Source organism: Dechloromonas hortensis, assembly GCF_009469765.1.
Lineage (GTDB): Bacteria > Pseudomonadota > Gammaproteobacteria > Burkholderiales > Rhodocyclaceae > Azonexus > Azonexus hortensis.
In genome coordinates this window covers 329,826-352,375 of record NZ_SSSQ01000001.1, presented here as the reverse complement: position 1 = coordinate 352,375, position 22,550 = coordinate 329,826, and the positions used below count along the sequence as shown (strand labels likewise).

26 protein-coding genes are annotated in these 22,550 nt (G+C 64.1%); 18 read left to right on the top strand and 8 right to left on the bottom strand.

Annotation, left to right across the window (positions count from 1 at the left end):
- The first annotated feature begins 19 nt into the window (after window positions 1–19).
- Entirely contained in the window at window positions 20–2,011 is a 1,992-nt protein-coding gene (locus GH663_RS01735; RefSeq protein ID WP_066885397.1) for a UvrD-helicase domain-containing protein, read from the top strand.
- A gap of 134 nt (window positions 2,012–2,145) precedes the next feature.
- The gene (locus GH663_RS01730) at window positions 2,146–2,466 is read left to right on the top strand and encodes a hypothetical protein (RefSeq protein ID WP_153130012.1); all 321 of its coding nucleotides are present in this window, start codon (window positions 2,146–2,148) and stop codon (window positions 2,464–2,466) included.
- A 137-nt stretch (window positions 2,467–2,603) separates the two neighbouring features.
- Here GH663_RS01730 and GH663_RS01725 read toward each other — a convergent pair whose 3' ends face one another.
- Window positions 2,604–3,053, bottom strand: coding sequence for a c-type cytochrome (locus GH663_RS01725; RefSeq protein WP_153130011.1), 450 nt, complete (start codon window positions 3,051–3,053; stop codon window positions 2,604–2,606).
- A 315-nt stretch (window positions 3,054–3,368) separates the two neighbouring features.
- Between GH663_RS01725 and GH663_RS01720 the strand changes: the two genes are divergently transcribed.
- The 5 genes from GH663_RS01720 (at window position 3,369) to GH663_RS01700 (ending at window position 7,576) form a co-directional block, all read left to right on the top strand.
- Window positions 3,369–3,845, top strand: coding sequence for a 4Fe-4S dicluster domain-containing protein (locus GH663_RS01720; RefSeq protein WP_153130010.1), 477 nt, complete (start codon window positions 3,369–3,371; stop codon window positions 3,843–3,845).
- 12 nt (window positions 3,846–3,857) lie between these two features.
- Window positions 3,858–5,705, top strand: a complete 1,848-nt coding sequence (locus tag GH663_RS01715) for an aldehyde ferredoxin oxidoreductase family protein (protein WP_153130009.1) — start codon at window positions 3,858–3,860, stop codon at window positions 5,703–5,705.
- A 69-nt stretch (window positions 5,706–5,774) separates the two neighbouring features.
- On the top strand, window positions 5,775–7,022 hold the full coding sequence (locus GH663_RS01710; protein WP_153130008.1) for an NAD(P)/FAD-dependent oxidoreductase: 1,248 nt from the start codon (window positions 5,775–5,777) through the stop codon (window positions 7,020–7,022).
- Window positions 7,023–7,026: 4 nt separating this feature from the next.
- The gene (thiS, locus tag GH663_RS01705) at window positions 7,027–7,278 is read left to right on the top strand and encodes a sulfur carrier protein ThiS (RefSeq protein ID WP_153130007.1); all 252 of its coding nucleotides are present in this window, start codon (window positions 7,027–7,029) and stop codon (window positions 7,276–7,278) included.
- Window positions 7,271–7,576: a hypothetical protein gene (locus GH663_RS01700; RefSeq protein ID WP_153130006.1), complete on the top strand. Its 306-nt coding sequence runs from the start codon at window positions 7,271–7,273 to the stop codon at window positions 7,574–7,576. Before thiS ends, GH663_RS01700 begins: the two co-directional genes overlap by 8 nt.
- Here the strand turns inward: GH663_RS01700 and GH663_RS01695 are convergent.
- On the bottom strand, window positions 7,573–7,755 hold the full coding sequence (locus GH663_RS01695) for a hypothetical protein (RefSeq protein ID WP_066885372.1): 183 nt from the start codon (window positions 7,753–7,755) through the stop codon (window positions 7,573–7,575). The two genes, GH663_RS01700 and GH663_RS01695, sit on opposite strands and share 4 nt — an antisense overlap.
- A 169-nt stretch (window positions 7,756–7,924) precedes the next feature.
- Here GH663_RS01695 and mobB point away from each other — a divergent pair, with 169 nt between their 5' ends.
- Complete coding sequence (gene mobB, locus GH663_RS01690; protein ID WP_153130005.1) at window positions 7,925–8,458, top strand: molybdopterin-guanine dinucleotide biosynthesis protein B; 534 nt, start codon at window positions 7,925–7,927, stop codon at window positions 8,456–8,458.
- Here mobB and mobA read toward each other — a convergent pair.
- Window positions 8,412–8,999: a molybdenum cofactor guanylyltransferase MobA gene (gene mobA, locus GH663_RS01685; RefSeq protein WP_153130004.1), complete on the bottom strand. Its 588-nt coding sequence runs from the start codon at window positions 8,997–8,999 to the stop codon at window positions 8,412–8,414. The two genes, mobB and mobA, sit on opposite strands and share 47 nt — an antisense overlap.
- On the bottom strand, window positions 8,996–9,799 hold the full coding sequence (locus GH663_RS01680; protein WP_153130003.1) for a formate dehydrogenase accessory sulfurtransferase FdhD: 804 nt from the start codon (window positions 9,797–9,799) through the stop codon (window positions 8,996–8,998). The genes mobA and GH663_RS01680 overlap by 4 nt, the downstream gene beginning before the upstream one ends.
- A gap of 65 nt (window positions 9,800–9,864) precedes the next feature.
- Between GH663_RS01680 and GH663_RS01675 the strand changes: the two genes are divergently transcribed.
- The 10 genes from GH663_RS01675 (at window position 9,865) to GH663_RS01630 (ending at window position 18,742) form a co-directional block, all read left to right on the top strand.
- Entirely contained in the window at window positions 9,865–10,332 is a 468-nt protein-coding gene (locus GH663_RS01675) for a DUF3305 domain-containing protein (protein WP_153130002.1), read from the top strand.
- Window positions 10,329–10,754 (top strand): DUF3306 domain-containing protein, encoded by a 426-nt coding sequence (locus GH663_RS01670; RefSeq protein WP_153130001.1) that lies wholly within the window; start codon window positions 10,329–10,331, stop codon window positions 10,752–10,754. The genes GH663_RS01675 and GH663_RS01670 overlap by 4 nt, the downstream gene beginning before the upstream one ends.
- 178 nt (window positions 10,755–10,932) lie before the next feature.
- Window positions 10,933–12,579, top strand: a complete 1,647-nt coding sequence (locus GH663_RS01665; protein WP_246181474.1) for a 4Fe-4S binding protein — start codon at window positions 10,933–10,935, stop codon at window positions 12,577–12,579.
- A complete protein-coding gene (locus GH663_RS01660; protein WP_153130000.1) occupies window positions 12,576–13,199 on the top strand; it encodes a TorD/DmsD family molecular chaperone in 624 nt (207 codons plus the stop codon). Before GH663_RS01665 ends, GH663_RS01660 begins: the two co-directional genes overlap by 4 nt.
- A 25-nt stretch (window positions 13,200–13,224) precedes the next feature.
- Complete coding sequence (locus GH663_RS01655) at window positions 13,225–13,431, top strand: formate dehydrogenase (RefSeq protein WP_153129999.1); 207 nt, start codon at window positions 13,225–13,227, stop codon at window positions 13,429–13,431.
- Between the two features lie 13 nt (window positions 13,432–13,444).
- On the top strand, window positions 13,445–16,396 hold the full coding sequence (locus GH663_RS01650) for a formate dehydrogenase subunit alpha (RefSeq protein ID WP_153129998.1): 2,952 nt from the start codon (window positions 13,445–13,447) through the stop codon (window positions 16,394–16,396).
- A 128-nt stretch (window positions 16,397–16,524) separates the two neighbouring features.
- Window positions 16,525–17,160: a formate dehydrogenase FDH3 subunit beta gene (gene fdh3B, locus GH663_RS01645; protein ID WP_066885348.1), complete on the top strand. Its 636-nt coding sequence runs from the start codon at window positions 16,525–16,527 to the stop codon at window positions 17,158–17,160.
- Window positions 17,157–17,372, top strand: a complete 216-nt coding sequence (locus tag GH663_RS01640) for a hypothetical protein (protein ID WP_153129997.1) — start codon at window positions 17,157–17,159, stop codon at window positions 17,370–17,372. The genes fdh3B and GH663_RS01640 overlap by 4 nt, the downstream gene beginning before the upstream one ends.
- A 10-nt stretch (window positions 17,373–17,382) precedes the next feature.
- Complete coding sequence (locus tag GH663_RS01635) at window positions 17,383–18,390, top strand: formate dehydrogenase subunit gamma (RefSeq protein WP_153129996.1); 1,008 nt, start codon at window positions 17,383–17,385, stop codon at window positions 18,388–18,390.
- A 16-nt stretch (window positions 18,391–18,406) separates the two neighbouring features.
- Complete coding sequence (locus tag GH663_RS01630; protein WP_153129995.1) at window positions 18,407–18,742, top strand: formate dehydrogenase; 336 nt, start codon at window positions 18,407–18,409, stop codon at window positions 18,740–18,742.
- A gap of 78 nt (window positions 18,743–18,820) precedes the next feature.
- Here GH663_RS01630 and GH663_RS01625 read toward each other — a convergent pair whose 3' ends face one another.
- From GH663_RS01625 to GH663_RS01610, 4 genes are read right to left on the bottom strand one after another with little or no spacing between them, the layout of a single operon-like run.
- Window positions 18,821–19,174 (bottom strand): DsrE/DsrF/TusD sulfur relay family protein, encoded by a 354-nt coding sequence (locus GH663_RS01625; RefSeq protein WP_153129994.1) that lies wholly within the window; start codon window positions 19,172–19,174, stop codon window positions 18,821–18,823.
- Between the two features lie 14 nt (window positions 19,175–19,188).
- Window positions 19,189–20,748 (bottom strand): phosphonate ABC transporter, permease protein PhnE, encoded by a 1,560-nt coding sequence (gene phnE, locus GH663_RS01620; protein ID WP_153129993.1) that lies wholly within the window; start codon window positions 20,746–20,748, stop codon window positions 19,189–19,191.
- A complete protein-coding gene (locus GH663_RS01615; RefSeq protein ID WP_153129992.1) occupies window positions 20,739–21,566 on the bottom strand; it encodes a phosphonate ABC transporter ATP-binding protein in 828 nt (275 codons plus the stop codon). Before GH663_RS01615 ends, phnE begins: the two co-directional genes overlap by 10 nt.
- Window positions 21,563–22,438 carry a putative selenate ABC transporter substrate-binding protein gene (locus GH663_RS01610; RefSeq protein WP_153129991.1) on the bottom strand — a complete coding sequence of 292 codons (876 nt, stop codon included), beginning with the start codon at window positions 22,436–22,438 and terminating at the stop codon, window positions 21,563–21,565. Before GH663_RS01610 ends, GH663_RS01615 begins: the two co-directional genes overlap by 4 nt.
- Window positions 22,439–22,550 lie beyond the last annotated feature (112 nt).

Sequence of the window (22,550 nt, the reverse complement as noted above, 5' to 3'; positions counted from 1 at the left end):
CTGCTATTTTCAGGAAGCTATGTCCGGCCTCAATCCCCAGCAACGCGAAGCGATCCATTACCTCGACGGCCCCCTGCTGGTGCTGGCTGGGGCCGGTTCGGGCAAGACCCGGGTGATCACGCAGAAGATCGCCTACTTGGTCGAGGATTGCGGTTTCAAGGCGCGCAATGTCGCGGCCATCACCTTCACCAACAAGGCGGCGAAGGAAATGAAGGAGCGCATCGGCAAGATCCTGCCCAAGCAGCATGCCGACGATCTGCAGATTTCTACCTTCCATTCGCTCGGCGTCCGCATCCTGCGTGAGGAAGCCAAGGCGCTCGGCTACAAGCCGCGCTTCTCGATCTTCGATTCGGCCGATTGCGGCGGCATCATCAGCGAGGTGGCGCAGACCGTCGACAAGGCGACGCTGCGCATCCTGCAGTCGATCATCTCGAACTGGAAGAACGCGCTGGTGACACCCGAGGCGGCCCGCCACCTGGTCCGCGATGAACACGAAAACCTTGCCGCCCACGCCTACCTGTCCTACGAGGCGACGCTGAAAGCCTATCAGGCGGTCGATTTCGACGACCTGATAGGCTTGCCGGTGAAGCTATTCAGCGAGCATCCGGAGATTGCCGACAAATGGCAGAACCGGCTGCGTTACCTGCTGGTCGATGAATACCAGGACACCAACGCCTGCCAGTATCAACTACTCAAGCTGCTGACCGGCGTCCGCGCCCAGTTCACCGCAGTCGGCGACGACGACCAGGCGATCTACGGCTGGCGCGGCGCCGACATCGACAACCTGAAGAAGCTGCCGGCCGAATTCCCGGCCCTCAAGGTCATCAAGCTCGAACAGAATTACCGGTCGACGGTCACCATCCTGAAGGCGGCCAACAACGTCATCGCCAACAACGAGAAGTTGTTCGACAAAAAGCTGTGGTCCGATCTCGGCCTCGGCGAGCCGATTCACGTCACCGCCTGTCGCGACAACGATGCTGAGGCCGAAGGCGTGGTCATGAAGCTGCAGGCGCACCGCTTCGAGCATCGCGCACACTTCAAGGACTATGCCATCCTCTACCGCTCGAACCACCAGGCGCGAGGTTTCGAGGAATACCTGCGCGACCACCGCATCCCCTACCTGCTCTCTGGCGGCAAGTCCTTCTTCGACAAGGCGGAAATCAAGGACATCATTGCCTACCTGCGCCTGCTGACCAACGAGGACGACGACCCAGCCTTCATCCGTGCCGCCACAACGCCCAAACGCGGTATCGGCGCGGCGACGCTGCAGGTGCTCGGCACTTATGCCGGCGAACGCCATATCTCGCTGTTCCAGGCGGCTTTCGAGGAAGGTTTCGCGCAGCGCGTGCAGCCCCGCCAACTCGATCCGCTGCTCGAATTCTGTCAGTTCATCAACCGTACGCAGGAACGCGCGGTACGCGAGCCGGCACACCAGGTGCTGCCCGATCTGCTGAAAGCCATCGATTACGAGGCCTTCCTCTACGATCACGAAGAGGAGCGCACGGCCCAAACGCGCTGGGGCAATGTCTGCGAATTCGCCAACTGGCTGAACAAGAAGGGCGAACTGGACGGCAAGACGCTGATCGACCTGACCCAGAGCATCGCGCTGATCAACATGCTGGACAAGCAGAACGACGAGGAAGTCGACGCCGTCCAGCTGTCGACCCTGCATGCCTCGAAGGGGCTGGAGTACAAGTACGTATTCCTGGTTGGCGTCGAAGAGGGCATCCTGCCCCATCGCGAATCGACCGATCCCGGCAAGATCGAGGAAGAACGCCGTCTGATGTACGTCGGCATTACCCGCGCCCAGCGCGCCCTGTTCATTTCCTACTGCGAACGGCGCAAGCAGGCGCGCGAATTCGTCCCCTGCGAACCTTCGCGCTTCATCGACGAGATGGGCAAGGAGGATGTCCGCTTCTCCGGCGGCAAGCAGGATGCGCCGCCCGACAAGGCGACCGGCAGCGCCCGGCTCGATGCGATGAAGGCGATGCTCGCCGGCAACAAGCGCTAACCGCTCGGTCACACCGCGTTACAGCGGGTTACCGTCCTTATGACATCGGCGCGGTCATCGCCTGCGTTATTCGACACAAGGCAGCGCAATCTCGCAAAGCCGGATCAAAAACCGAATAACTCAGGAGATTCAAAATGACCAAACAACTCATCGCTCTCGCTTTTGCCGCCGCTTTCGGTATTGCTCACGCTGCCGATGTAAAACCGGCTACCACCGACGTCAAGGCGGCCACCGCGCCGGTTGCCGCCAGCGCCAAGGCGGAAGCTCCGAAGATGGCTGAAGGCGCCGTCAAGGCCGAGGCCGCCAAGCCTGCCGCAACCCCCGCCGCTGCACCGGAAGTGAAGAAGGAAGCCGCAGCCCCGGTCGAGAAGAAGGCCAAGCCTGCGAAGAAGAGTGCCGAGAAGGTCGAGCCGAAGGCTGAAGCTGCGGCAGCGGTCGAGCCGGCCAAGAAGTAAGGGGAATCCCCACCAGGTCGGCACAGGCCCTCCAAAAGCCCGGCTGACCGAAGGCGCCCACGAGGCGCCTTTTTCATTGCCCGGAAAACAAAACGGGGAGGCCGTGGCCTCCCCGTTTTTGCTGTTGTTTGAACCGCTTACTTGGCCAGGCCGAGCAGGTGGTCGACGGCAGCCTTGATTTCGCCGTCGGACAAATCGGCAGCGCCACCCTTCGGCGGCATGGCGCCCTTGCCAGCGATCGCGCTCTTGTACAGCGCATCCTTGCCCTGGGCGAGACGCGGTGCCCAGGCGGCCTTGTCGCCAGCCTTCGGCGCACCAGCGGCGCCGGTATTGTGGCAGGCGCCACAGACGGAATTGAAGACGGTCGGTCCATCCTTCGGGGCGCCGCCAGCGGCCGGGGCAGCAGCCTTGGCCAGTTCGAACTTGGCAACCGGTTGAATGCGGATGTCGGCCTCGTCGTTACCGCCGGCTGCATCGGCAGCGGAGGTGGATTTCTTGACGGTCAGCGGATAGACGATAGCGATCAGGGCGACGGCAACGATGATCACTGCCCACATGATGCTCTTGGAAGAATGTTGCTCGGCCATGCTCAATACCTCAATGCGCAAAAAATAAAAGTGCGCAATTATAACGGCTTGCGCTTGGCGAGCGGGCAAAAAAAACCCCGCCAGTGGCGGGGGTAAATTCTCGAAAGGGGGGATTTCGAGAGGAGGGTTCAATGCACAACTGAAGTGTATGTTCCTGCTGCTCCCGGGTCTGTCGTCCTTTCGTTCCCTTGTGTAACAGATTGTTGCTGCTGCGCTGCAACATGACTTACGCGCTGCTTTGTTCCATTATTTCCCGGTGCGTTGCCAGTCAGCGCAATCCGTATGCGACACCCCACAATTCATGGAGGAGACACCATGCAAAAGTCGCTTCACATCGATCCGGCCAAATGTACCGGATGCCTGCAGTGCGAGATGGCCTGTTCCTACGAACATACCGGTGCCATCAATCCTTCCAAGTCCCGCATCAAGGTTTTCGACTTCGAGCACGAAGGCCGCAAGGTGCCTTATACCTGTACCCAGTGCGCCGATGCCTGGTGCATGAACGCCTGTCCGGTCGATGCCATCGTCCTCGATGCGGCGACCGGGGCCAAGGTCGTCAAGGAGGCGATCTGCGTCGGCTGCAAGGTGTGCACCATCGCCTGTCCTTTCGGCACGGTCAATTACATGGCCGATGTCGGCAAGGTCCAGAAGTGCGACCTCTGCGGCGGCAGTCCGAAATGCGCCGAGGCCTGTCCGACCGCGGCGATTACCTATGTCGACGCCGACTGGACCGGTCTGGACCGCATGCGGGCCTGGGCGGCCAAGGCCAATACCGCTGCCGTTGCTGCGTAAGGAGGAGAGATCATGGGATGGAACCGTAAAGTCCTGCGCGTGAACTTGAGCGCCGGCACCTGCACCCCCGAGCCGCTGAACATGGCCTGGGCCAATGACTACCTCGGCTCGCGCGGCCTGGCTTCGAAATACCTGATCTCGGAAATCGACCCCAAGGTCGATCCGCTGTCGCCGGACAACAAGATGATCATGGCCACCGGCCCGCTGACCGGGACGATGGCCTCGACCGGCGGCCGCTACACGGTGGTCACCAAGGGGGCGTTGACCAACGCCATCGCCTGCTCGAATTCCGGCGGCTTTTTCGGGGCCGAGATGAAGTTTGCCGGCTGGGACATGATCATTTTCGAAGGCAAGTCGCCGAAGCCGGTTTACCTCTATGTCGAGAACGACAAGGCCGAGCTGCGCGACGCCGCGCACCTATGGGGCAAGACCTGCTGGGAAGCCGAGGAAACGATCAAGCGCCAGCACCAGGACCCGCTGATCCGCGTCTCGTCGATTGGCGGGGCGGGTGAAAACCAGGTGATGTTCGCCTGCATCGTCAATGACCTGCACCGGGCCGCCGGTCGTTCCGGGGTTGGCGCCGTGATGGGCTCGAAGAACCTGAAGGCGGTGGCGATCCGTGGCACGAAAGGGGTGTCGGGGATCAAGGATTTCCCGGCTTTCCTGGCTGCGACCAATGCCGCCAAGAAAGTGCTGGCCGACAATGCGGTGACCGGTCAGGGCCTGCCCAAGTACGGGACGCAGGTGCTGATGAATGTCATCAACGAAATGGGCGCGTTGCCAACGCGCAACCACCGCGACGTGCAGTTCGAGGAAGCCGGCAAGATTTCGGCCGAGGCGATGCACGAAAAGCGGCCGAGCGACGGCAAGGCGCAGCTGGTGACTAATGCCGCCTGCTTCGGCTGCACCATCGCCTGCGGCCGCATCTCGAAAATCGACGAAACGCATTTCAGCGTCAAAAACAGCCCGAAATACTGGGGGGCTTCCGGCGGCCTCGAGTACGAGGCGGCCTGGGCGCTCGGCGCTGCCAATGGGGTGGGCGACCTGGAAGCGCTGCAGTACGCCAACCTGCTGTGTAACGAGCACGGCATGGACCCGATCTCCTTCGGGGCGACGGTTGGCGCGGCGATGGAAATGTATGAAACCGGGATTCTCTCCAAGGAGCAGATTGGCCTTGACGCCCCCTTCGGTTCGGCCGAAGCCCTCTGCCAGCTAGTCGAGATGACGGCCCATGGCAAAGGCTTCGGCAAGGAGCTCGGTCTGGGCAGCGCCCGGCTGTGTGCCAAGTACGGTCATCCGGAACTGTCGATGAGCGTCAAGGGCCAGGAGTTTCCGGCCTACGACTCGCGCGGCATTCAGGGCATGGGGCTGGCCTACGCCACTTCGAACCGCGGCGCCTGCCATTTGCGCGGTTACACGGTGGCTTCCGAAGTGCTCGGCATCCCGGTCAAGACCGATCCGCTGACTACCGACGGCAAGCCGGAGTTGGTCAAGGCCTTCCAGGATGCGACCGGAATCTTCGATTCGGCAGGCATCTGCGTCTTCACCAGCTTTGCCTGGACCCTGGCCGACGTGCAGCCGCAGTTGCAGGCGGCCTGCGAGGGCGACTGGTCGATGGACAAGCTGAATCTGGTCGGCGAACGGATCTGGAACATGGAACGCCAGTTCAACCTGGCGGCCGGTCTGAGCGCGAAGGATGACGACCTGCCGCCGCGACTGAAGACCGAACCCGCCAAGACCGGGCCGGCCAAGGGGCTGGTCAATGGCCTCGACAAGATGAAGCCGGAGTACTACAAGGTGCGTGGCTGGGACAGTGCCGGCGTGCCCGAACAGGCGACGCTGCAACGTCTCGGCTTGTAGCGCTTCCTGATGCAGACGGGGTGGCGCTGATTGCCGCCCCGTTTTCTTTCCCCTTCGGAGAGGCAAGGCATGAAACACATCATTCTCGGGAACGGCCCGGCCGGCGTCGTCGCCGCCGAAACCCTGCGCCGGGCGGCACCGGCTGACGACATCCTGCTGGTCGGCAACGAGGCGGCACCACCCTATTCGCGGATGGCGATTCCTTACCTGCTCGAAAACAATATCGATGAAAGCGGCACCTACCTGCGCAAGGCGCCCGATCATTTCAGCGGGCTGGGCATTCGCCAGTTGCAGGGCAGGGCAGTGGCGGTCAACACCGAAAAACAGACGGTTTTGTTCGCCGATGGCCATTTCGAAAGCTATGACCGGCTGCTGATCGCCACCGGTTCGCACCCGGTGCGGCCGCCGATTCCCGGCATCGATCTGCCGGAAGTGCAAACCTGCTGGACGCTCGATGACGCCCGCGCCATCGCCGCGCTGGCCAAACCCGGCACGCGCGTCGTGCAACTGGGGGCGGGCTTCATCGGCTGCATCATCATGGAAGCCTTGGTCAAACGCGGTGTCGAGCTGAGCGTCGTCGAAATGGGCGATCGCATGGTGCCGCGCATGATGACGCCGGAAGCCGGCGGCATGATCCGGCGCTGGGTTGAAAAGCAGGGCGTGCGGGTTGTCACCAAGGCCGGTGTCGAGCGCATCGAGCCGGGCGAGACGGCTCCGCTCAGCGTGACCCTGACCACCGGCGAGAGCCTGGCCTGCGATCTGCTGATCGTCGCCGCCGGGGTGGCGCCCAATGTCAGCTTTCTCGAAGGCACGACGGTGCATGTCGCCAAGGGCATCCTGGTCGATGACGCGATGCAGACCTCGGTGCCCGGCATCTATGCGGCGGGCGATGTCGCCGAGGCGCCCGATCTCTTTTCGGGGCGCCATCTGGTCGCGGCGATCCAGCCCAATGCGGCCGACCAGGCCCGGGTTGCGGCGCTCAACATGGCCGGGCAGCCGGCCCGGATGAAAGGCGTACTGGCGATCAACGTGCTCGATTCGCTGGGCATGATTTCCTCATCCTTCGGTGAGTGGCAGGGCGTGCCCGGCGGCGAGGGGGTCGAGCGGGCCGACGAGGCGAACGGTCGCTACATCAGCCTGCAATTCGACGGTGACATCCTGGTCGGGGCAACGGCGGTCGGTCTGACCGAGCATGTCGGCGCGCTGCGCGGGCTGATCCAGGGCAAGACCCGTTTGGGTGCCTGGAAGCAAACTCTGCTGCAGACGCCGACGCGTTTCGCCGAGGCCTATATCGCCTGCCAGCGGCCGAACAGCTAAGGCGATGCGGGTTACCGTCAAGCTCTATGCGACGCTCGCCGACTATCTGCCGGCCGGCACCCGGAACAACCGCCTGGAAGTCGAGGTGGCCGAGAATGCTGTGGTCGACGCCGTGCTGGCGCCATTTTCGCTGCCCGCCAAGCTGACGCATCTGGTCTTGCTGAATGGGGTGTTCGTGCCGCCCGGGGAGCGGGCGAGCGCTTGCCTCAAGGACGGCGACACGCTCGCCGTCTGGCCGCCGATTGCCGGTGGTTGACGGTGCTTTGCCGTGGAGCGGCCAGCCGGTTCGCCTGATGAACAGCACGCCGGCCGAGTTCGAACGGGCCTTGCGGCTGGCCTTTGCCGAGGGGGTGACGGTGGACGACAGCGGCTTGCTGCTGGCCACCGACGGCGCGCAACTACATTTCGCCTTGCGCAGCGAAAAAGGAGTGTGCATTGGTGCACTGCAACTTCCGTTGCTGCGCGTTGAAATCAGCGTCCGCGACGGTAGCCGGGACGGGGCGGAAAAACTGCTGGCGCGGGTCGACCGGGCGACCCTGCGCGGTGGCGGTTAGTGCTCGATGCTGCAGATCACGACGGCGCTGGTCGGGATCTGGTAATCCGCGGCCAACTGGGATTTCGCCAGGTCTTCGATGGCCTGGTCCTCGGTTGCGACGAAGCGCCGGGCGCCGGCAAAGTCCTGCGGGAGGCCAGCGCGATCCTGAGTGATGCGGTAGTGAACTTTGACGTTCATTGCTGTTAACCTTTTATGTCTGTTTTGTAATCGTGCACGCGCAGTTTAGGCAGGAATTGATGCGGCGCAATACGGGTTTTCCACAGGTTAGGGATACAAAAATTGCGCCGTAAACGCGCCAAATGGGGATAATGGCCGCCATTTTTCGCCCCCCTCAAGACAAAACGGCATGAAGGTCATAGGTATCGCCGGCTGGTCCGGCAGCGGCAAGACAACGCTGGTCGAGCTGGTCATCGGTCTGCTCGAAGCGCGCGGGCTGGTGGTTTCGCTGGTCAAGCACGCCCACCATGAATTCGATATCGACTATCCGGGCAAGGATTCGTGGCGGCATCGCCATGCCGGTTGCCGCGAGGTGCTGGTCACCTCCGCCAATCGCTGGGCGGTGATGCACGAGTTGCGTGGCCGGCCGGAACTGAAGCTGGAAGAAGCGCTGGCCCAGTTGTCGCCGTGCGACCTGGTGCTGGTCGAAGGCTTCAAGCACGAGCCGATTCCGAAAATCGAAATCTGGCGGGCGGCGATCGACAAGCCGCAGCTCTTCCCGAACGACCCGCACATCATCGCGGTGGCCAGCGACCAGGCGGTTGCTACCGGCCTGCCGCAACTCGATCTGAATCAGCCGGCGCAGGTCGCCGACTTCATCGTCAAGGCAATGGGACTCAGCCCGGCGCCTGGTCGAAGCGAGAAAGCTCTTCCCGCGTATTGATATTTTCGAAGGCTGCGGCCTCATCGTCGAAGGCGACTTCGACAATGTTCAGCGTCGAATACCAGCGGTCGATCTTGCGGCCGCCGCTGGCGAGAAATTCGGTCAGATGGGGCAGTACCTCGCGCTTGCACAGGCAGAACACCGGATGTGGCTGCTCGAAGGTGCGGGCGACGGCAAGATCGGCATGGGCTGCGGTCAACGCCGAAAAAAGACGGGAAACCAGATCGGCCGGCAGGAAGGGCGAGTCACAGGGGGCGGTGGCGACCAGCGGATGCGTCGCTGCCGATAGCGCGGCATGCAGCCCGGCCAGCGGACCGGCAAAATCGGGAATCTGGTCGGGTACGACGGGGTGGCCGAAAGCGGCGTAGCGCTCGGCGTTCTGGTTGGCGTTGATCAGCAGTTCATCGATCTGCGGCGTCAGCCGCTCGACGACCCAATGCACCATCGGCTGGCCGCGCAGTTCCTGCAGGCCCTTGTCGATGCCGCCCATGCGCCGGCCCAGGCCGCCGGCCAGAATGACACCCGTAATCTTGTCGCTCATCGCGTAAAACGCTCCTCGCCGGTGAATAGAAGGTAGTGCTTGCCCTGGGCTCGGCCGATCATCGTCATGCCGAGGCGGCGGGCGATTTCCCAGCCCATCTGGGTTAGGCCGGAGCGCGAGACGAGGCAGGGGATGCCCATCTGCGCCGTCTTGATGACCATTTCCGAGGTCAGCCGGCCGGTCGTGTAGAAAATCTTGTCGCCGCCGTCGAGGCCGTCCAGCCACATCTTGCCGGCAATGGCATCGACCGCGTTGTGGCGGCCGACGTCCTCGACGAACATCAGGATCTCGCTGCCCCGGGCCAGCGCGCAGCCATGCACGGCGCCGGCCTGCTTGTAGATCGATTCGTGGTGACGTACCGCTTCGAGCAGCCCGTACAGGGTCGCTTCGGAGAGCACGGCGTCGCCGGGCAGGCGGATGTCGTCAATCTCCGCCATCAGGTCGCCGAACACCGTGCCCTGGCCGCAGCCGGTGGTCACCGTGCGCTTCTCGATGCGGCAGGCATCGATACCGCGGCCGTGGGTGGTGGTGACGACAACGGCATCGACGTCCCAGTCGACCTGCACGGCGGCGATTTCGGCCAGGCTGCCGAGCAGGCGCTGGTTGCGCAGGTAGCCAAGGGCCAGTGCCTCGGGGGCGGCGCCAAGCGTCATCAGGGTGACGATTTCCTGCTTGTCGACGTACAGCGTCAGCGGGTGTTCGCCGGCGATGGCGGTCGGCACGATCTCGCCGCGTTCATTGACGGCATCGATCTCGAAAGTCAGCGGCCGGCTGGCCTGGGTGAGCAGTGGGCGATTCATCGGCGGGATTCTACACGGGGAGAAAGTTGGGCTATGCTGAAAAAACAGAGTTCCAGAAAAGCGCCATGAAACAGTTTCCCGTTGCCGTCATCATCGAAAAGAAGCAGCTCGACAATCGCTGGGTCAGCGAGAAATGGGAGGCCATCGGCGTGGTGCCGGCCTTCGATGCGCCGGTCGACGCCCCGCCCCGGCAGATTTTCGCCGACGAGCAGCGTGCGCAGTTTCTGGCCGGCCATTTTCCGCTCGAACTGTTCCGCGACGAGGTCGATAACTACCACCTCAACCTGACTTCGCCCGAGCCGCGCGTCTTCGTCATGTGGCGGATGGATGAAGGTTTTGCCAAGCCGATGGAGGCCTCGCTGAGCTATGGCGAGGCGGCGCGCTGGCTGGATTCCGGCGAGCAGTGCGACGGCGTCCCGATGCCGCCGGAAATCGCCGACTGGCTGGGCGACTTCGTCAATACCCACTACAAGCCGGCGGTGCGGACCAAGATCAAGCGCAACGATCCCTTTGCCGGAAAGCGCCGGCCATGAGCGGCCGTTTTCTCGAACGCTGGTCGCGGCTGAAAAAGGCCGCCGAACAGGCGTCCACCGCCGAGATCACCGATGCCGAGAGCCTGCTCGCCAACCTGACCCCGGACAGCGATTTCGGCCAGTTCATGCGCCAGGAGATCAGCGAGGAAATCCGCCGCAAGGCGATGAAAACCCTGTTCGCCGACCCGCATTTCAACGTGATGGACGGCCTCGACATCTACATCGAGGACTACAACCTGAGCGAGCCGATCCCGGCGGAAATGCTGGCTACCTTGAACCAGGCGCGCGGCCTGCTGTTCGATGCGCCGGAAGCGCCGCTGGCAGCGGCCGAAAGCACGGCCGACTGCGACATTTTGGCTGGCGATGGACAAAATGTCCCAGTCGCACCGCAGGGTGAAGTTCCCGCAGCCAAGGATGCATGAGCGAAGCCGGCTTTGGCAGCCGCTGACTGTCGTTTGTTGTTGGATATAAGCTTATATAAATCAACGGGCTGGCTGGGCCCGGCTGCCTGACGGCAAGCAATTCGCGTACTGCGGTGAAATAGCGCAATAGCTGGCACAAAGCCTGCAAGTAACCACAACTTATTTTGAGGTACGCCCCTTGAATCCAGTTGCCGTCGCTTCGCTGTTTGCTCCCGATCATCCGCCTCTGGCCGCCGCTCTGGCGGCCCTGAACGAATTGCCGGCACCGGAGCCGGTGCCGGCGGTCAGCATGAACGCCGACGGCCGCCTGTTGATTGTCGGCGAAGCTGAAGTGGCGCTGGGCTGGGCCGAACGGCTGGCCGGGCAGCGTCAGGTCTGCGTGCTGGCCGTGGGCGAAATGCCGGCGGTCGACCTGCCGGAAGAGGCCAATTTCACGCTGGAGCAAGGCAGCGAAGTCAAGCTGGCCGGCCACCTCGGCGCCTTCGAGGTCAGCTGGCAAGCGGCCGGTCTGGCCAAGCGCGGCAGCTTCGACGTCGTGCTCGACCTCTCGCCGCAAGCCTTGCTCAACCGGGTCGAACTGCCGCCGGGCTATGTCGCGCCGGGCCGCGATCCGCTCGACCAGGCACTGGCCGTGATCGACCTGCTGGCTTTCGACGGCGAGTTCGAAAAGCCGCGCTACGTTGCCGTCAATGAGCGGGTCTGCGCCCACAGCCGTTCGCAGAAGAGCGGTTGCAGCAACTGTATCGAAGTCTGCGCCACCGAGGCGATCATCGGTTTCGGCGACAGCATCAAGCTCGATCCCTATCTCTGTCAGGGCTGCGGCACCTGCACGACGGTCTGCCCGACCGGTGCGCTGAGCTACCAGTACCCGCGCGTCGCCGATCTCGGCCTGGCGATCAAGGCACAACTCAAGGCCTACCGCGCCGCTGGGGGTGCTCAGCCCTGTCTGCTCTTCCATTCCGCCGAAGCCGGGCGCAAGCAACTGCTTGCCATGAAGCGGGCCGGCCAGACGCTGCCGGCCAATGTCATCCCGCTCGAAACCTGGAGTGCCGATGCGGTCGGTCTCGACCTGCTGCTTGGTGCCGTGGCGCTCGGCGCCTGTCAAGTCGCCGTGCTCGGCGCCGGTTCGCACGACCTGGCGCCGCTGCAGCGGCAGGCGAAACTCGGTCAGGCCATCCTCAATGGCTTGGGCTATGCCGGTGACTACCTGCGCATCATTGATGCCGAAGAGGCCGGCTGGTTGGGCGCGCTGGCCGCCTGGGCACCGGCCGATGCCGTGCCGGCGGCCGAATTCCGGCTGCTCGCCGACAAGCGGACGACGCTGGAATTCGTCATCGATCATCTGGCCAAGCACGCCCCGGTCGCCGCCGAGGCCATCGCCCTGCCGGCCGGTGCACCGTTCGGCATGGTCGCCGTCAGCGACGCGTGCACGCTGTGCATGGCCTGCACCAGCGCCTGTCCGGCCAGCGCCCTGAAGGCGGCGGCCGATGCGCCGCGGCTGTCCTTCATCGAGCGCAACTGCGTGCAGTGCGGCCTGTGCGCCAACACCTGTCCGGAGCAGGCGATCACGCTGACCCCGCGCCTGCTGCTCAAGGACCGCCGCCAGGAGCGTCTGCTCAGGGAGGCCGAGGTCTTCTGCTGCACCGCCTGCGGCAAGCCGATGGGCGCCGCGCCGACCATCCTGAGCATGATCAGCAAGCTGTCCGGTCACAGCATGTTCGCGACGCCGGAAGCGCAGGCCCGCCTGAGCATGTGCGGCGACTGCCGGGTGGTCGACCTGATCAACAACGAAAAAAGCACCAAAGCCTGGGAGATGTCGGAATGAGCGCAGTCAGGGAACGGATCGCCGCGGCGCCGGTGTTGAACGACGAGGATCGGGCTCGGGCCGAGCATTACGCGGTGTTGTCGCGGCTGTTCGCCAGTGCGCCGGATGCCGATTTTCTCGACAAGCTGCCGGCCCTGGCCGCCACCTGGGGTAATGCCGACAGCGCGCTTGGCCAAGCCTGGCTGATGCTGGGCGATGCGGCGCGCGGCATCAATGCCGAACAGGTCGAGGAGGAATACACCCGCCTGTTCCTGACCATCGGCCGGCCGGAAGTGATGCTTTTCGGCTCCTTCTATATCGCCGGCTTCCTGATGGAAGAGCCGGTAGTCGAGCTGCGCGCCGACCTCGCCGAGCTCGGGCTCGGCCGCCGGCTGGGCATTACCGAATCCGAAGATCACATCGCGGCGCTGAGCGACGTCATGCGCCACCTGATCGTTACCGGCCCCGATGCGGCCGGCCTGGCTCGGCAGAAGGCGTTTTTCGCCGGCCATCTGGCACCGTGGGTCGATGCCCTGGCCGATGCGCTGGAAAACGCCGCCGACTCCCGTTTTTATTCGCGCACCGCCGGCTTGGTGCGTGCCTATTTCGAGATCGAACGCCTGGCGTTCGAGATGCTTTGAACCAGTTTTGTGAGGAGGGGAAATCATGACTGATAAAAAACCGGAAAACCTCAAGCGGCGCGGCTTCCTGCTCGCCGCCGGCGTCGGCAGTGCCGGCGCGGTGGCGGCAGTCGCCGTCGGGGTCGGCAAGGAAACGGCCAAGCCAGTGACGACTGTCAGTGCCGAAGAGAAGGCGGGCGGCTATGCCGAAACCCGCCATATCAATAATTACTACCGCACGGCGCGGATCTGAGCGGGAGAGATCGATGCTGACCAGAAAAGGAAAATCCCCTGCCCAGGCGAAGCCTGAAGCAGGCGTCATTTTGGCCGCCAATCCGGCGTTGACCGTCCCCCAAGGGGACTTCCTGCGGGGCGCTGGCCAGGGCGTGCTTGCCGCGACCATGGATCGCCGCACCTTCCTCAAGCGTTCCGGCCTCGCTGCCGGTGGTGGCGTCGTCGCCAGCCAGCTGCCCTACAACATGATCGGTTCGGCGGAAGCGGCCGACGCGGTCAAGGAAAAGACCGGCGTTGAAGTCAAACGCACCGTCTGTACCCACTGCTCGGTCGGCTGTGCCGTCGATGCGGTGGTCGAGAACGGCGTCTGGGTTCGCCAGGAACCGGTCTTCGATTCGCCGATCAACCTCGGCGCCCATTGCGCCAAGGGTGCTTCGGTGCGCGAGCACGGCCACGGCGAGCATCGCCTGAAGTACCCGATGAAGCTGGTCGACGGCAAGTACCGCAAGATCAGCTGGGAACAGGCGCTCAACGAGGTCTCGGAAAAGTTGCTGGCGATCCGCAAGGAAAGCGGCCCGGATGCGACCTACTGGGTCGGCTCCTCGAAGCAGAGCAACGAGCAGGCCTACCTGATGCGCAAGTTCGTGTCCTTCTTCGGCACCAACAACATGGACCACCAGGCCCGCGTCTGCCACTCGACTACGGTCGCCGGCGTCGCCAATACCTGGGGCTATGGCGCGATGACCAATTCCTACAACGACATGCAGAATTCCAAGGCAGCGTTGTACATCGGTTCGAATGCCGCCGAGGCGCACCCGGTGTCGATGCTGCACCTGCTGCACGCCAAGGAAAACGGCTGCAAGATCGCCGTCGTCGATCCGCGCTTCACGCGCACGGCGGCCAAGGCCGACGTCTTCTCGCGCATCCGTTCCGGGACCGACATTCCCTTCATCTGGGGCATGCTCTACCACATCTTCAAGAATGGCTGGGAAGACAAGGATTACCTGAAGGCCCGCGTGCACGGCATCGACAAGGTCAAGGAAGAGGTGATGAAGTGGACGCCGGACAAGGTCCAGGACGTCACCGGCATCCCCGAGGCCGAAGTGCTGAAGATTGCCGAGATGCTGGCCAAGAACAAGCCGTCCACCGTCGTCTGGTGCATGGGCCAGACCCAGCACACGGTCGGTAATGCCAACGTCCGCGCCATGTGCATCCTGCAGCTGGTGCTCGGCAACGTCGGCGTTTCCGGCGGCGGCACCAACATCTTCCGTGGTCACGACAACGTGCAGGGGGCGACTGACGTCGGTCCCAATCCGGATTCGCTGCCTGGCTACTACGGCCTCGCTGCCGGCTCCTGGAAGCACTGGTGTGCGGTCTGGGGTGTCGACTACGAGTGGGTGAAGAGCCAGTTCGCCTCGCAAGGGATGATGGAGAAATCCGGCATCACCGTCTCGCGCTGGATCGACGGTGTGCTCGAAGCCAACGAGAACATCGATCAGGATTCCAACATCCGCGCCGTCGTTTACTGGGGCATGGCCCCGAACAGCCAGACGCGCGGCCTGGAAATGGTCGAGGCGATGAAGAAGCTCGACCTGCTGGTCGTCATCGACCCCTATCCGTCGGCCACTGCCGCGATGTCGGCGATGATGCGCAAGGACGGCGTCTACCTGCTGCCGGCCTGCACCCAGTTCGAGACCAGCGGTTCGCGCACCGCCTCGAACCGTTCGCTGCAATGGGGCGAGAAGGTCATCGAGCCGCTGTTCGAGTCGAAGCCCGACCACACCATCATGTACGCCTTCGCCAAGAAGTTCGGCTTCGAGAAGGAGTTGTGCAAGAACATCGCCATCGCCAAGGACAAGCAGGGCTGGGATGAGCCGGTTATCGAGGACATCCTGCGCGAAATCAACAAGGGCTGCTGGACCATCGGCTATACCGGCCAGTCGCCGGAGCGCCTGAAGCTGCACATGCAGAACATGCACACCTTCGACGTCAAGACGCTGCGTGCCAACGGCGGCCCCTGCGACGGCGAGTATTTCGGCCTGCCCTGGCCGTGCTACGGCACACCGGAAATGAAGCACCCGGGCACGCCCAACCTGTACGACACCTCGAAGCATGTCATGGAAGGCGGCGGCAACTTCCGCGCCAACTTCGGCGTCGAGAAGGATGGCGTGTCGCTGCTCGCCGAGGACGGTTCCGCCTCGAAGGGCGCCGACCTGCAGATGGGTTACCCGGAATTCGACCACGTGCTGTTGAAGAAGCTCGGCTGGTGGGATGACCTGACCGACGACGAGAAGAAGCTGGCGGAAGGCAAGAACTGGAAGACCGACCGTTCCGGCGGCATCCAGCGTGTCGTCATGAAAGTGCACGGCTGCCATCCGTTCGGCAACGCCAAGGCCCGTGCCGTGGTCTGGAATTTCCCGGACCCGGTGCCGGTGCACCGCGAGCCGATGTACTCGCCGCGTCCGGACCTGGTCGAAAAGTACCCGCAGCCGGCCGACAAGAAGGCCTTCTGGCGCCTGCCGACGCTGTACAAGTCGCTGCAGGACAAGGTCAAGGACATTTCCAAGGACTTCCCGATCGTCATGACCTCCGGCCGTCTGGTCGAGTACGAGGGCGGCGGCGAGGAAACGCGCTCCAACCCGTGGCTGGCCGAACTGCAGCAGGAAATGTTCGCCGAAGTGAATCCGAAGGACGCCAACAACGCCGGCGTCCGCAACGGCGACTACATGTGGGTCGAGACGCCGAGCAAGGGCCGCATGAAGCTGCGCGCCCAGGTCACCGAGCGGGTCGCACCGGGCACGGTCTTCCTGCCTTTCCACTTCTCCGGTTGGTGGCAGGGCAAGGACATGCTCGAGTACTACCCGGAAGGAGCGGCGCCGATCGTGCGCGGCGAGTCGGTCAACCAGGGTACGACCTATGGTTACGAGTCGGTGACGATGATGCAGGAAACCAAAACTACGCTTTGCCGCGTCGTCAAAGCCTAAGCCCGATGCACATAACCGCCATGCCTTTGTCGACAGCGCCTTGCCGTGCTAGCCGCACTGTCTGCGGCTCGTCTTCGCGGCCTGGCGGCAATGTGCATCGCGCCAAAATCAGAATTGGAGAAAACTAAATGGCCCGCATGAAATTCCTGTGCGACGCGGAACGCTGCATCGAGTGCAACGGCTGCGTCACCGCCTGCAAGAACGAACACGAACTGCCGTGGGGGGTTAACCGCCGCCGCGTCGTGACCATCAACGACGGGGTGCCGGGCGAGAAATCGATCTCGGTCTCCTGCATGCACTGCTCGGACGCGCCGTGCATGGCCGTCTGCCCGACCGACTGCTTCTACAAGACCGAAGAAGGCGTCGTACTGCATAACAAGGACGCCTGCATCGGCTGCGGCTACTGCTTCTTCGCCTGCCCGTTCGGCGCCCCGCAATTCCCGAACGGCCCGGCCGCCTTCGGTGCCCGCGGCAAGATGGACAAATGCACCTTCTGCTCGGGCGGCCCGGAAGAGAACGGTTCCAAGGAAGAGTTCGAGAAGTACGGCCGCAACCGCATTTCCGAAGGCAAGTTGCCGGCCTGTGCCGAAATGTGCGCCACCAAGGCCCTGCTCGCCGGCGATGCACCGGTGATTTCCGACATCTTCCGCGATCGCGCGCTGCGTCGCGGCAAGGCCGGCGATGCCGCCTGGGGCTGGACGACGGCCTACGGCAAGCCGGAACAGGGTGCCCCGGCACCCGCGGCGAAGGAGGGGGCAAAATGAAAAAGGCACTTTTTCTGATGTTCACCGCAGGCATTGGCCTGACCGCCTGTGGTGAGTACTCGCAGGTTGCCAGCTACAAGCCGGGCAGCTACCAGGGCAAGTCGGACACCCGGCCCTGGGAAGGCGGCAAGTTCGCCGGCGACAAGGCGGCCTGGGAGGCGGCGCTGGCCAGCCGCAACCAGAACCAGAACGAGTACAAGAAGGCTAACTGAGGAGTTGACGATGACGACTTCAAATTTCGCCTCACTGCTCGGGCGCTGGCTGATCGCCGCCTGCCTGATGCTGGCCTGGAGTCTGCCGCTGCGCGCGGCCGACACCCCGCCGGCACAGCAACAGGCCGAGCGGCAGCAGACCCAGCCCGGCAACAATGCGCCGATGTGGCGTGAGGTGCGCCAGGACAAGGCGCATTTCACCAACAATCCGGGCAACGAAGCCGGCGTGCTGATCCAGACCGGCGGCGACGCCTGGCGCCATCTGCGCAACGGTCCGCTGACGCTGTACGGCGGCTGGCTGGTCGTGCTGGTCGCCGCGGCCATCCTGATCTTCTACAAGATCAAGGGGCCGCTGACCAACCACGATCCGCTGACCGGCAAGCTGATCCAGCGTTTCCCGCGTTATGAGCGGGTCGTGCACTGGATCACGGCCGGCACTTTCCTGGTCCTCGCCGCTACCGGTCTCGCCATCTTGTTCGGCAAGCATGTGCTGATCCCGGTCATCGGCCACAGCCTGTTCGGCTACCTGATGGTGCTCGGCAAGAACGTGCACAATTTCATCGGGCCGCTGTTCGCCGTCTCGACGCTGGCGATGATCGCCATCTGGGCGCGCGACAACGTCTGGCAGAACATCGATGCGCTGTGGATCCGCAAGGCCGGTGGTTTGCTGACCGGCGAGCATGTACCGTCCGGGCGCTTCAACTTCGGTGAAAAGACCTGGTTCTGGATCGGTGTCACCATCCTCGGCCTGACCGTGGCGGTCTCCGGTTTCGTCCTCGACTTCCCGAACTTCGGGCAGGGCCGGGCCGACATGCAACTCGCCAACCTGGTTCATGCCGTGGCGGCCATCGTCATGTTGCTGCTCGCCTTCGGCCATATCTACATGGGCACCATCGGTGTTCATGGCGCGCTGGATTCGATGAAGACCGGCTACGTCGATGAAACCTGGGCTCGCGAGCACCACGAGGAATGGTACAGGGACGTCAAGGCCGGCAAATCCGGTCATCCGCAAGGTTAATGGGAGGAAGATCACGATGAAGCACAGCAAATTTGCCCTGATTCTGGCCCTGAGCTTGGCCAGTGCCGGCGCCTGGGCCAAGCTGCCGCCGCCGAGCGAAGAAGCCAAGGCCAAGGCCGAGGAAGCCAAGCTTGTCGCGGCCGAAAAGGCCAAGGCCGAGGCCGAGCAACTCGGCAAGGCGCAGGACCGCGTGGCCGAGAAATACATCAAGGAGCAGAAGGCCAAGGGCATTACCGTCAAGCCGACGCCGATCGCTCCGCCGGCACCGCCTGCGGCAGCCGCTCCCGCTCCTGCGCCGGCGGCACCGGTTGCTGCTGCGCCGGCTCCGGCGCCTGCCGCAGTGAAAAAATAGCGGCTGCAGCAAGCAGTCTGCCAAAAGAAAACCCGGCCTGAAGCGCCGGGTTTTCTTTTGCTCGGTAGTTGCCGAATATTAGAAGGTGATCACCTTGTCGGCGGCCAGCGTTGCCTCGGCCAGCTCGACCAACGTGCCGATGCTGACGCCGGGAATCTGCGGCAGTTCGGCCAAGCCGCGGGCAAGCGCGCAGGTCCGGCAGGAACGGATCTCGACGCCCTGGGCGACGAGTCCCTCGACCATGCCCTGCAGGCCGTTGCCGCTACCATCGACCTGATTGGGCAGGCCGAGCACGGTGGCGTCGGACATCAGGAAGATGCGGACCGCCGGTTTCTGGTCGTTGCCGGCCAGCGCCGTCGCCAGGCGCAGCGCGGACAGGCAGCGCTCGCTGCCGTAAGGTGGGGCGTGAATGATGATCAGGATGTGCTGCATGCATAAATCTCCGTTTATCGCAGGCGCTGGCGCAGCCAGGCACTGGTCTGGTCCACGGCAATCGACAGAATCAGCATGGCGATGATCACGGTCGACGCCTGGGCGTGGTGGAACAGCGAGAGTTCGAAATAGAGCAGTTGCCCCAGACCGCCGGCGCCGACGAAACCGAGGATGGCCGCCATGCGGATATTCATTTCCCAGCGGTACAGCGTATAGGCGATCAGTTGCGGCGCCGCGCCGGGCAGCGTGCCGTAGAGGAAGCTCAGGCCGGCGGGGGCGCCAGCCAGGCGAAGGGCGTGGCCGGGGGCGGCTGGTGCGTTGTCGAGGGCTTCGGCATAGAGCCGGCCGAGCACGCCGGTCGTGTGCAGGGCCAGGGCCAGCGCGCCGGCGAACGGGCCGAGGCCGACGGCGAGTGCGGTAATCGTCGCCCAGACCAGTTCCGGTACCGAGCGCAGCGTGTTGAGCAGGAAACTGAACGGCGCCCGCCATTTCGGCAGGGCGAGCAGCAGGCCGGCGACGGCGGCGAGCAAGGTGCCGACCACCGAAATGGCCAAGGTTTCCCAGATGCCCAGGCCGACGCGGGCCAGCCAGTCGCTGCTCAGGTCGGGCGGGAAGAAGCCGGCGACGAATTCGCCGATGCTGTGGGCGGCACCGGCGGTGAACAGCTCGCCAAAGTCGATTTCCAGCCAGTGGAAGCTGGCAATGACCGCGCTCGGCAGGACGAGCAGAAAACTGATGCTGCGCCAGCCGAAAGGCGAGGCGCGGGCGGCTGGTGGCGTGTCGAGCGCCCGGCGCAGCCAGCCGGAAACGCCGTCGGCGGCGAAAACTAGCAGCATGAAGGTGAGCAGGATGCTGGCTGCCTCGCCGCCGTTGAGCATCTTCATCGCCTGATCCATTAGCTGGCCAAGGCCGCCAGCGCCGACGAAGCCCATTACCACCGAGGCGCGAATGGCGCATTCCCAACGGTAGACGGTGTACGAAGCGAGTTCCTTCGAGGCCTGCGGCAACAGACCGTAGAGAATGGCGAGTAGCCGGCCGGCGCCGCTGCGGCGCAGGGCGTGGGCCGGTGCAGGATCGACCGATTCGAGGATTTCGGCATAGACCTTGGCCAGCATGCCGCCGTAGGTCAGGCCCAGCGCCAGCACGCCGGCCGCCGGACCAAGCCCGAAGATACGGACAAAGAGCAGCGCCCAGACCAGTTCGGGAATGCCGCGCAGCACGGTCAGCAGGCTGCGCGTCAGCGGGTTCAGCGTCGGTTGCTCGCGCCCGGCCGCGGTCGCCAGGTAGCCGAGCGGCACCGCGATCACGCAGGCCAGGGCCAGGCCGGCGGTGGCGATGGCCAGCGTTTCCAGCGTCGCCTTGCCGAGATAGGCGAGGAATTCGGCGCCCCGTTCCGGCGGCAGGAAGCCGGCCAGGAAGTGGCCGATGACCTTCAGGTTACTGCTGTCGAACAGGGCGCCGGGCTTGAATTCGGCGGCCCGGAACAGCGGCCAAAGGATGACGAGGGCTAGCAGGGCGCCGCTCAGGCGGCCGCGGGCGGCCGGGTCGCGCGGCGGGGCCGGATTCAGCAGCATGCGGCGCGCGTCGCCGGGTCGTTGGCGGCGGCCAGGGTGGTGAAACGTGGTTCGTTGGCCAGGGTCGGCAGGGTCTGGCCCTCGCTGGCGTAGAGGTCGTGCAACAGGGCTTCGCTGACTTCGCCGGCCGGCAGGTCGAAGGCGATGCGCCCGGCCTTGATGCCGACGATGCGCGGAAAGCAGTTGAGGGCGAGGTCGACCGCATGCAGGCTGGCGACCAGCGTCGCGCCGCGCGCTTCGGCATCAGCGGCCAGTTGGCGGGCGGTGGCCAGGGCCAGCGCCGGGTCGAGGGCGGAGACCGGCTCGTCAGCAAGGATCAGCTCGGCTTGCTGGTAGAGCACGCGAGCGATGCCGACCCGCTGCAACTGGCCGCCGGACAATTGATCGCAGCGGGCGAAGAGCTTGTCGGCGAGGTCGAGGCGTTCCAGCGTGGCGCGGGCGCCGGCCACGTCGAGTGGGTAAAGCAGTGAAGCGAGCGACTTCCAGGCCGGCCACTGACCGAGCTTGCCGGCCAGCACCGCCGTTACTACCCGCTGCCGGCCGGGAATCGGCGGCGCTTGATGGATGGTGCCGATGCGGGGGCGTAGCGCTTTGAGTCCTGCGGTCAACCGGAGATTTTGGCCAAAATCCAAAATCTCGGCTACACCCGCCGTTGGTGCCAGCGCCGTGCCGAGCACCGAGAGCAGCGAGGTCTTGCCGGCACCGGAGGGGCCGATCAGGGCGATCCGCTCGCCCTTGTTCGCCCGCAGCGTGATGTCGCTTAGCGCAGTGAAGCCGTTGGCGTGGGTCAGCCCAACGCCATCCAGCGCAAAACTCACTTGAGCAGGCCGGCCGAGTGGGCTGCCTTCTCGATACCTTCGTAGTTTTCCTTCTTGGTCGGGATGAACTTGGCGGCGCGTTGCAGGCCGAGAATTTCCTTGTGTTCCGGATTGGCCGGGTCGAGCTTGAGGAAAGCGTCGGTCAGTTTCTTGACCAGAGCCGGGTCAAGATCGCCGCGCACCGTCCAGTTGTAGTCGAAGTAGGGCGGCGTGGTGGCAAAGACGTGCACCTTGTCGGTGTCGACCTTCTTCTGCTCGACCAGCTTGTCCCAGACCGAAGCGTTGAGCACCCCGGCCTCGGCCTTGCCGGCGGCAACGAAGGCGACGGTGGCGTCATGGGCGCCGGAGAAGGCGACGTTCTTGAAATCCTTTTCCGGGTTCAGCCCGGCCTGCTGCAGGAAGAAGCGCGGCATCAGGCTGCCCGAGGTCGAGGACGGGGCGCCGAAGGCAAAGGTCTTGCCCTTGAGGTCGGACAGCGCCTTGATCGTCGGATCGGCGGTGATGAACCTGGAGGTGAACACCGCATCCTCGGCGCGCTGGACGATGGGGATGGCGGTGCCGTTGGTGCGGATCTTGGCCTGCACGAAGGTGAAGCCGCCCAGCCAGGCGAGGTCGATCTTCTTGGTCGCCAGCGATTCGACGACGGCGGCGTAGTCGGAAACCGGCGTGAAGACGACCTTCATGCCGGTTTGCGCTTCGAGGTATTTGCCGAGCGGGGCGAACTTGCGTTGCAGTTCGGTCGGCGCTTCGTCGGGAATGGCCGAAACGCGCAGCACGGCGTCGGCGGCAAGGGCGGAGGAGGCAAAGGCAGAAGCGAAGGCACAGGCAAGCGCCCCCTTCAGCGCCAGGCGGCGCGTGGCGGACAGGGTCATTTAAGGCTCCGATTTTTACAGCAACCGCCGCCGTGCGGATATCACGACAGCTTGAAAGGCGCCGCAGCGCCACCGTTTCAGTGCGGTACACCGACCGCCGGGGCATTATAAC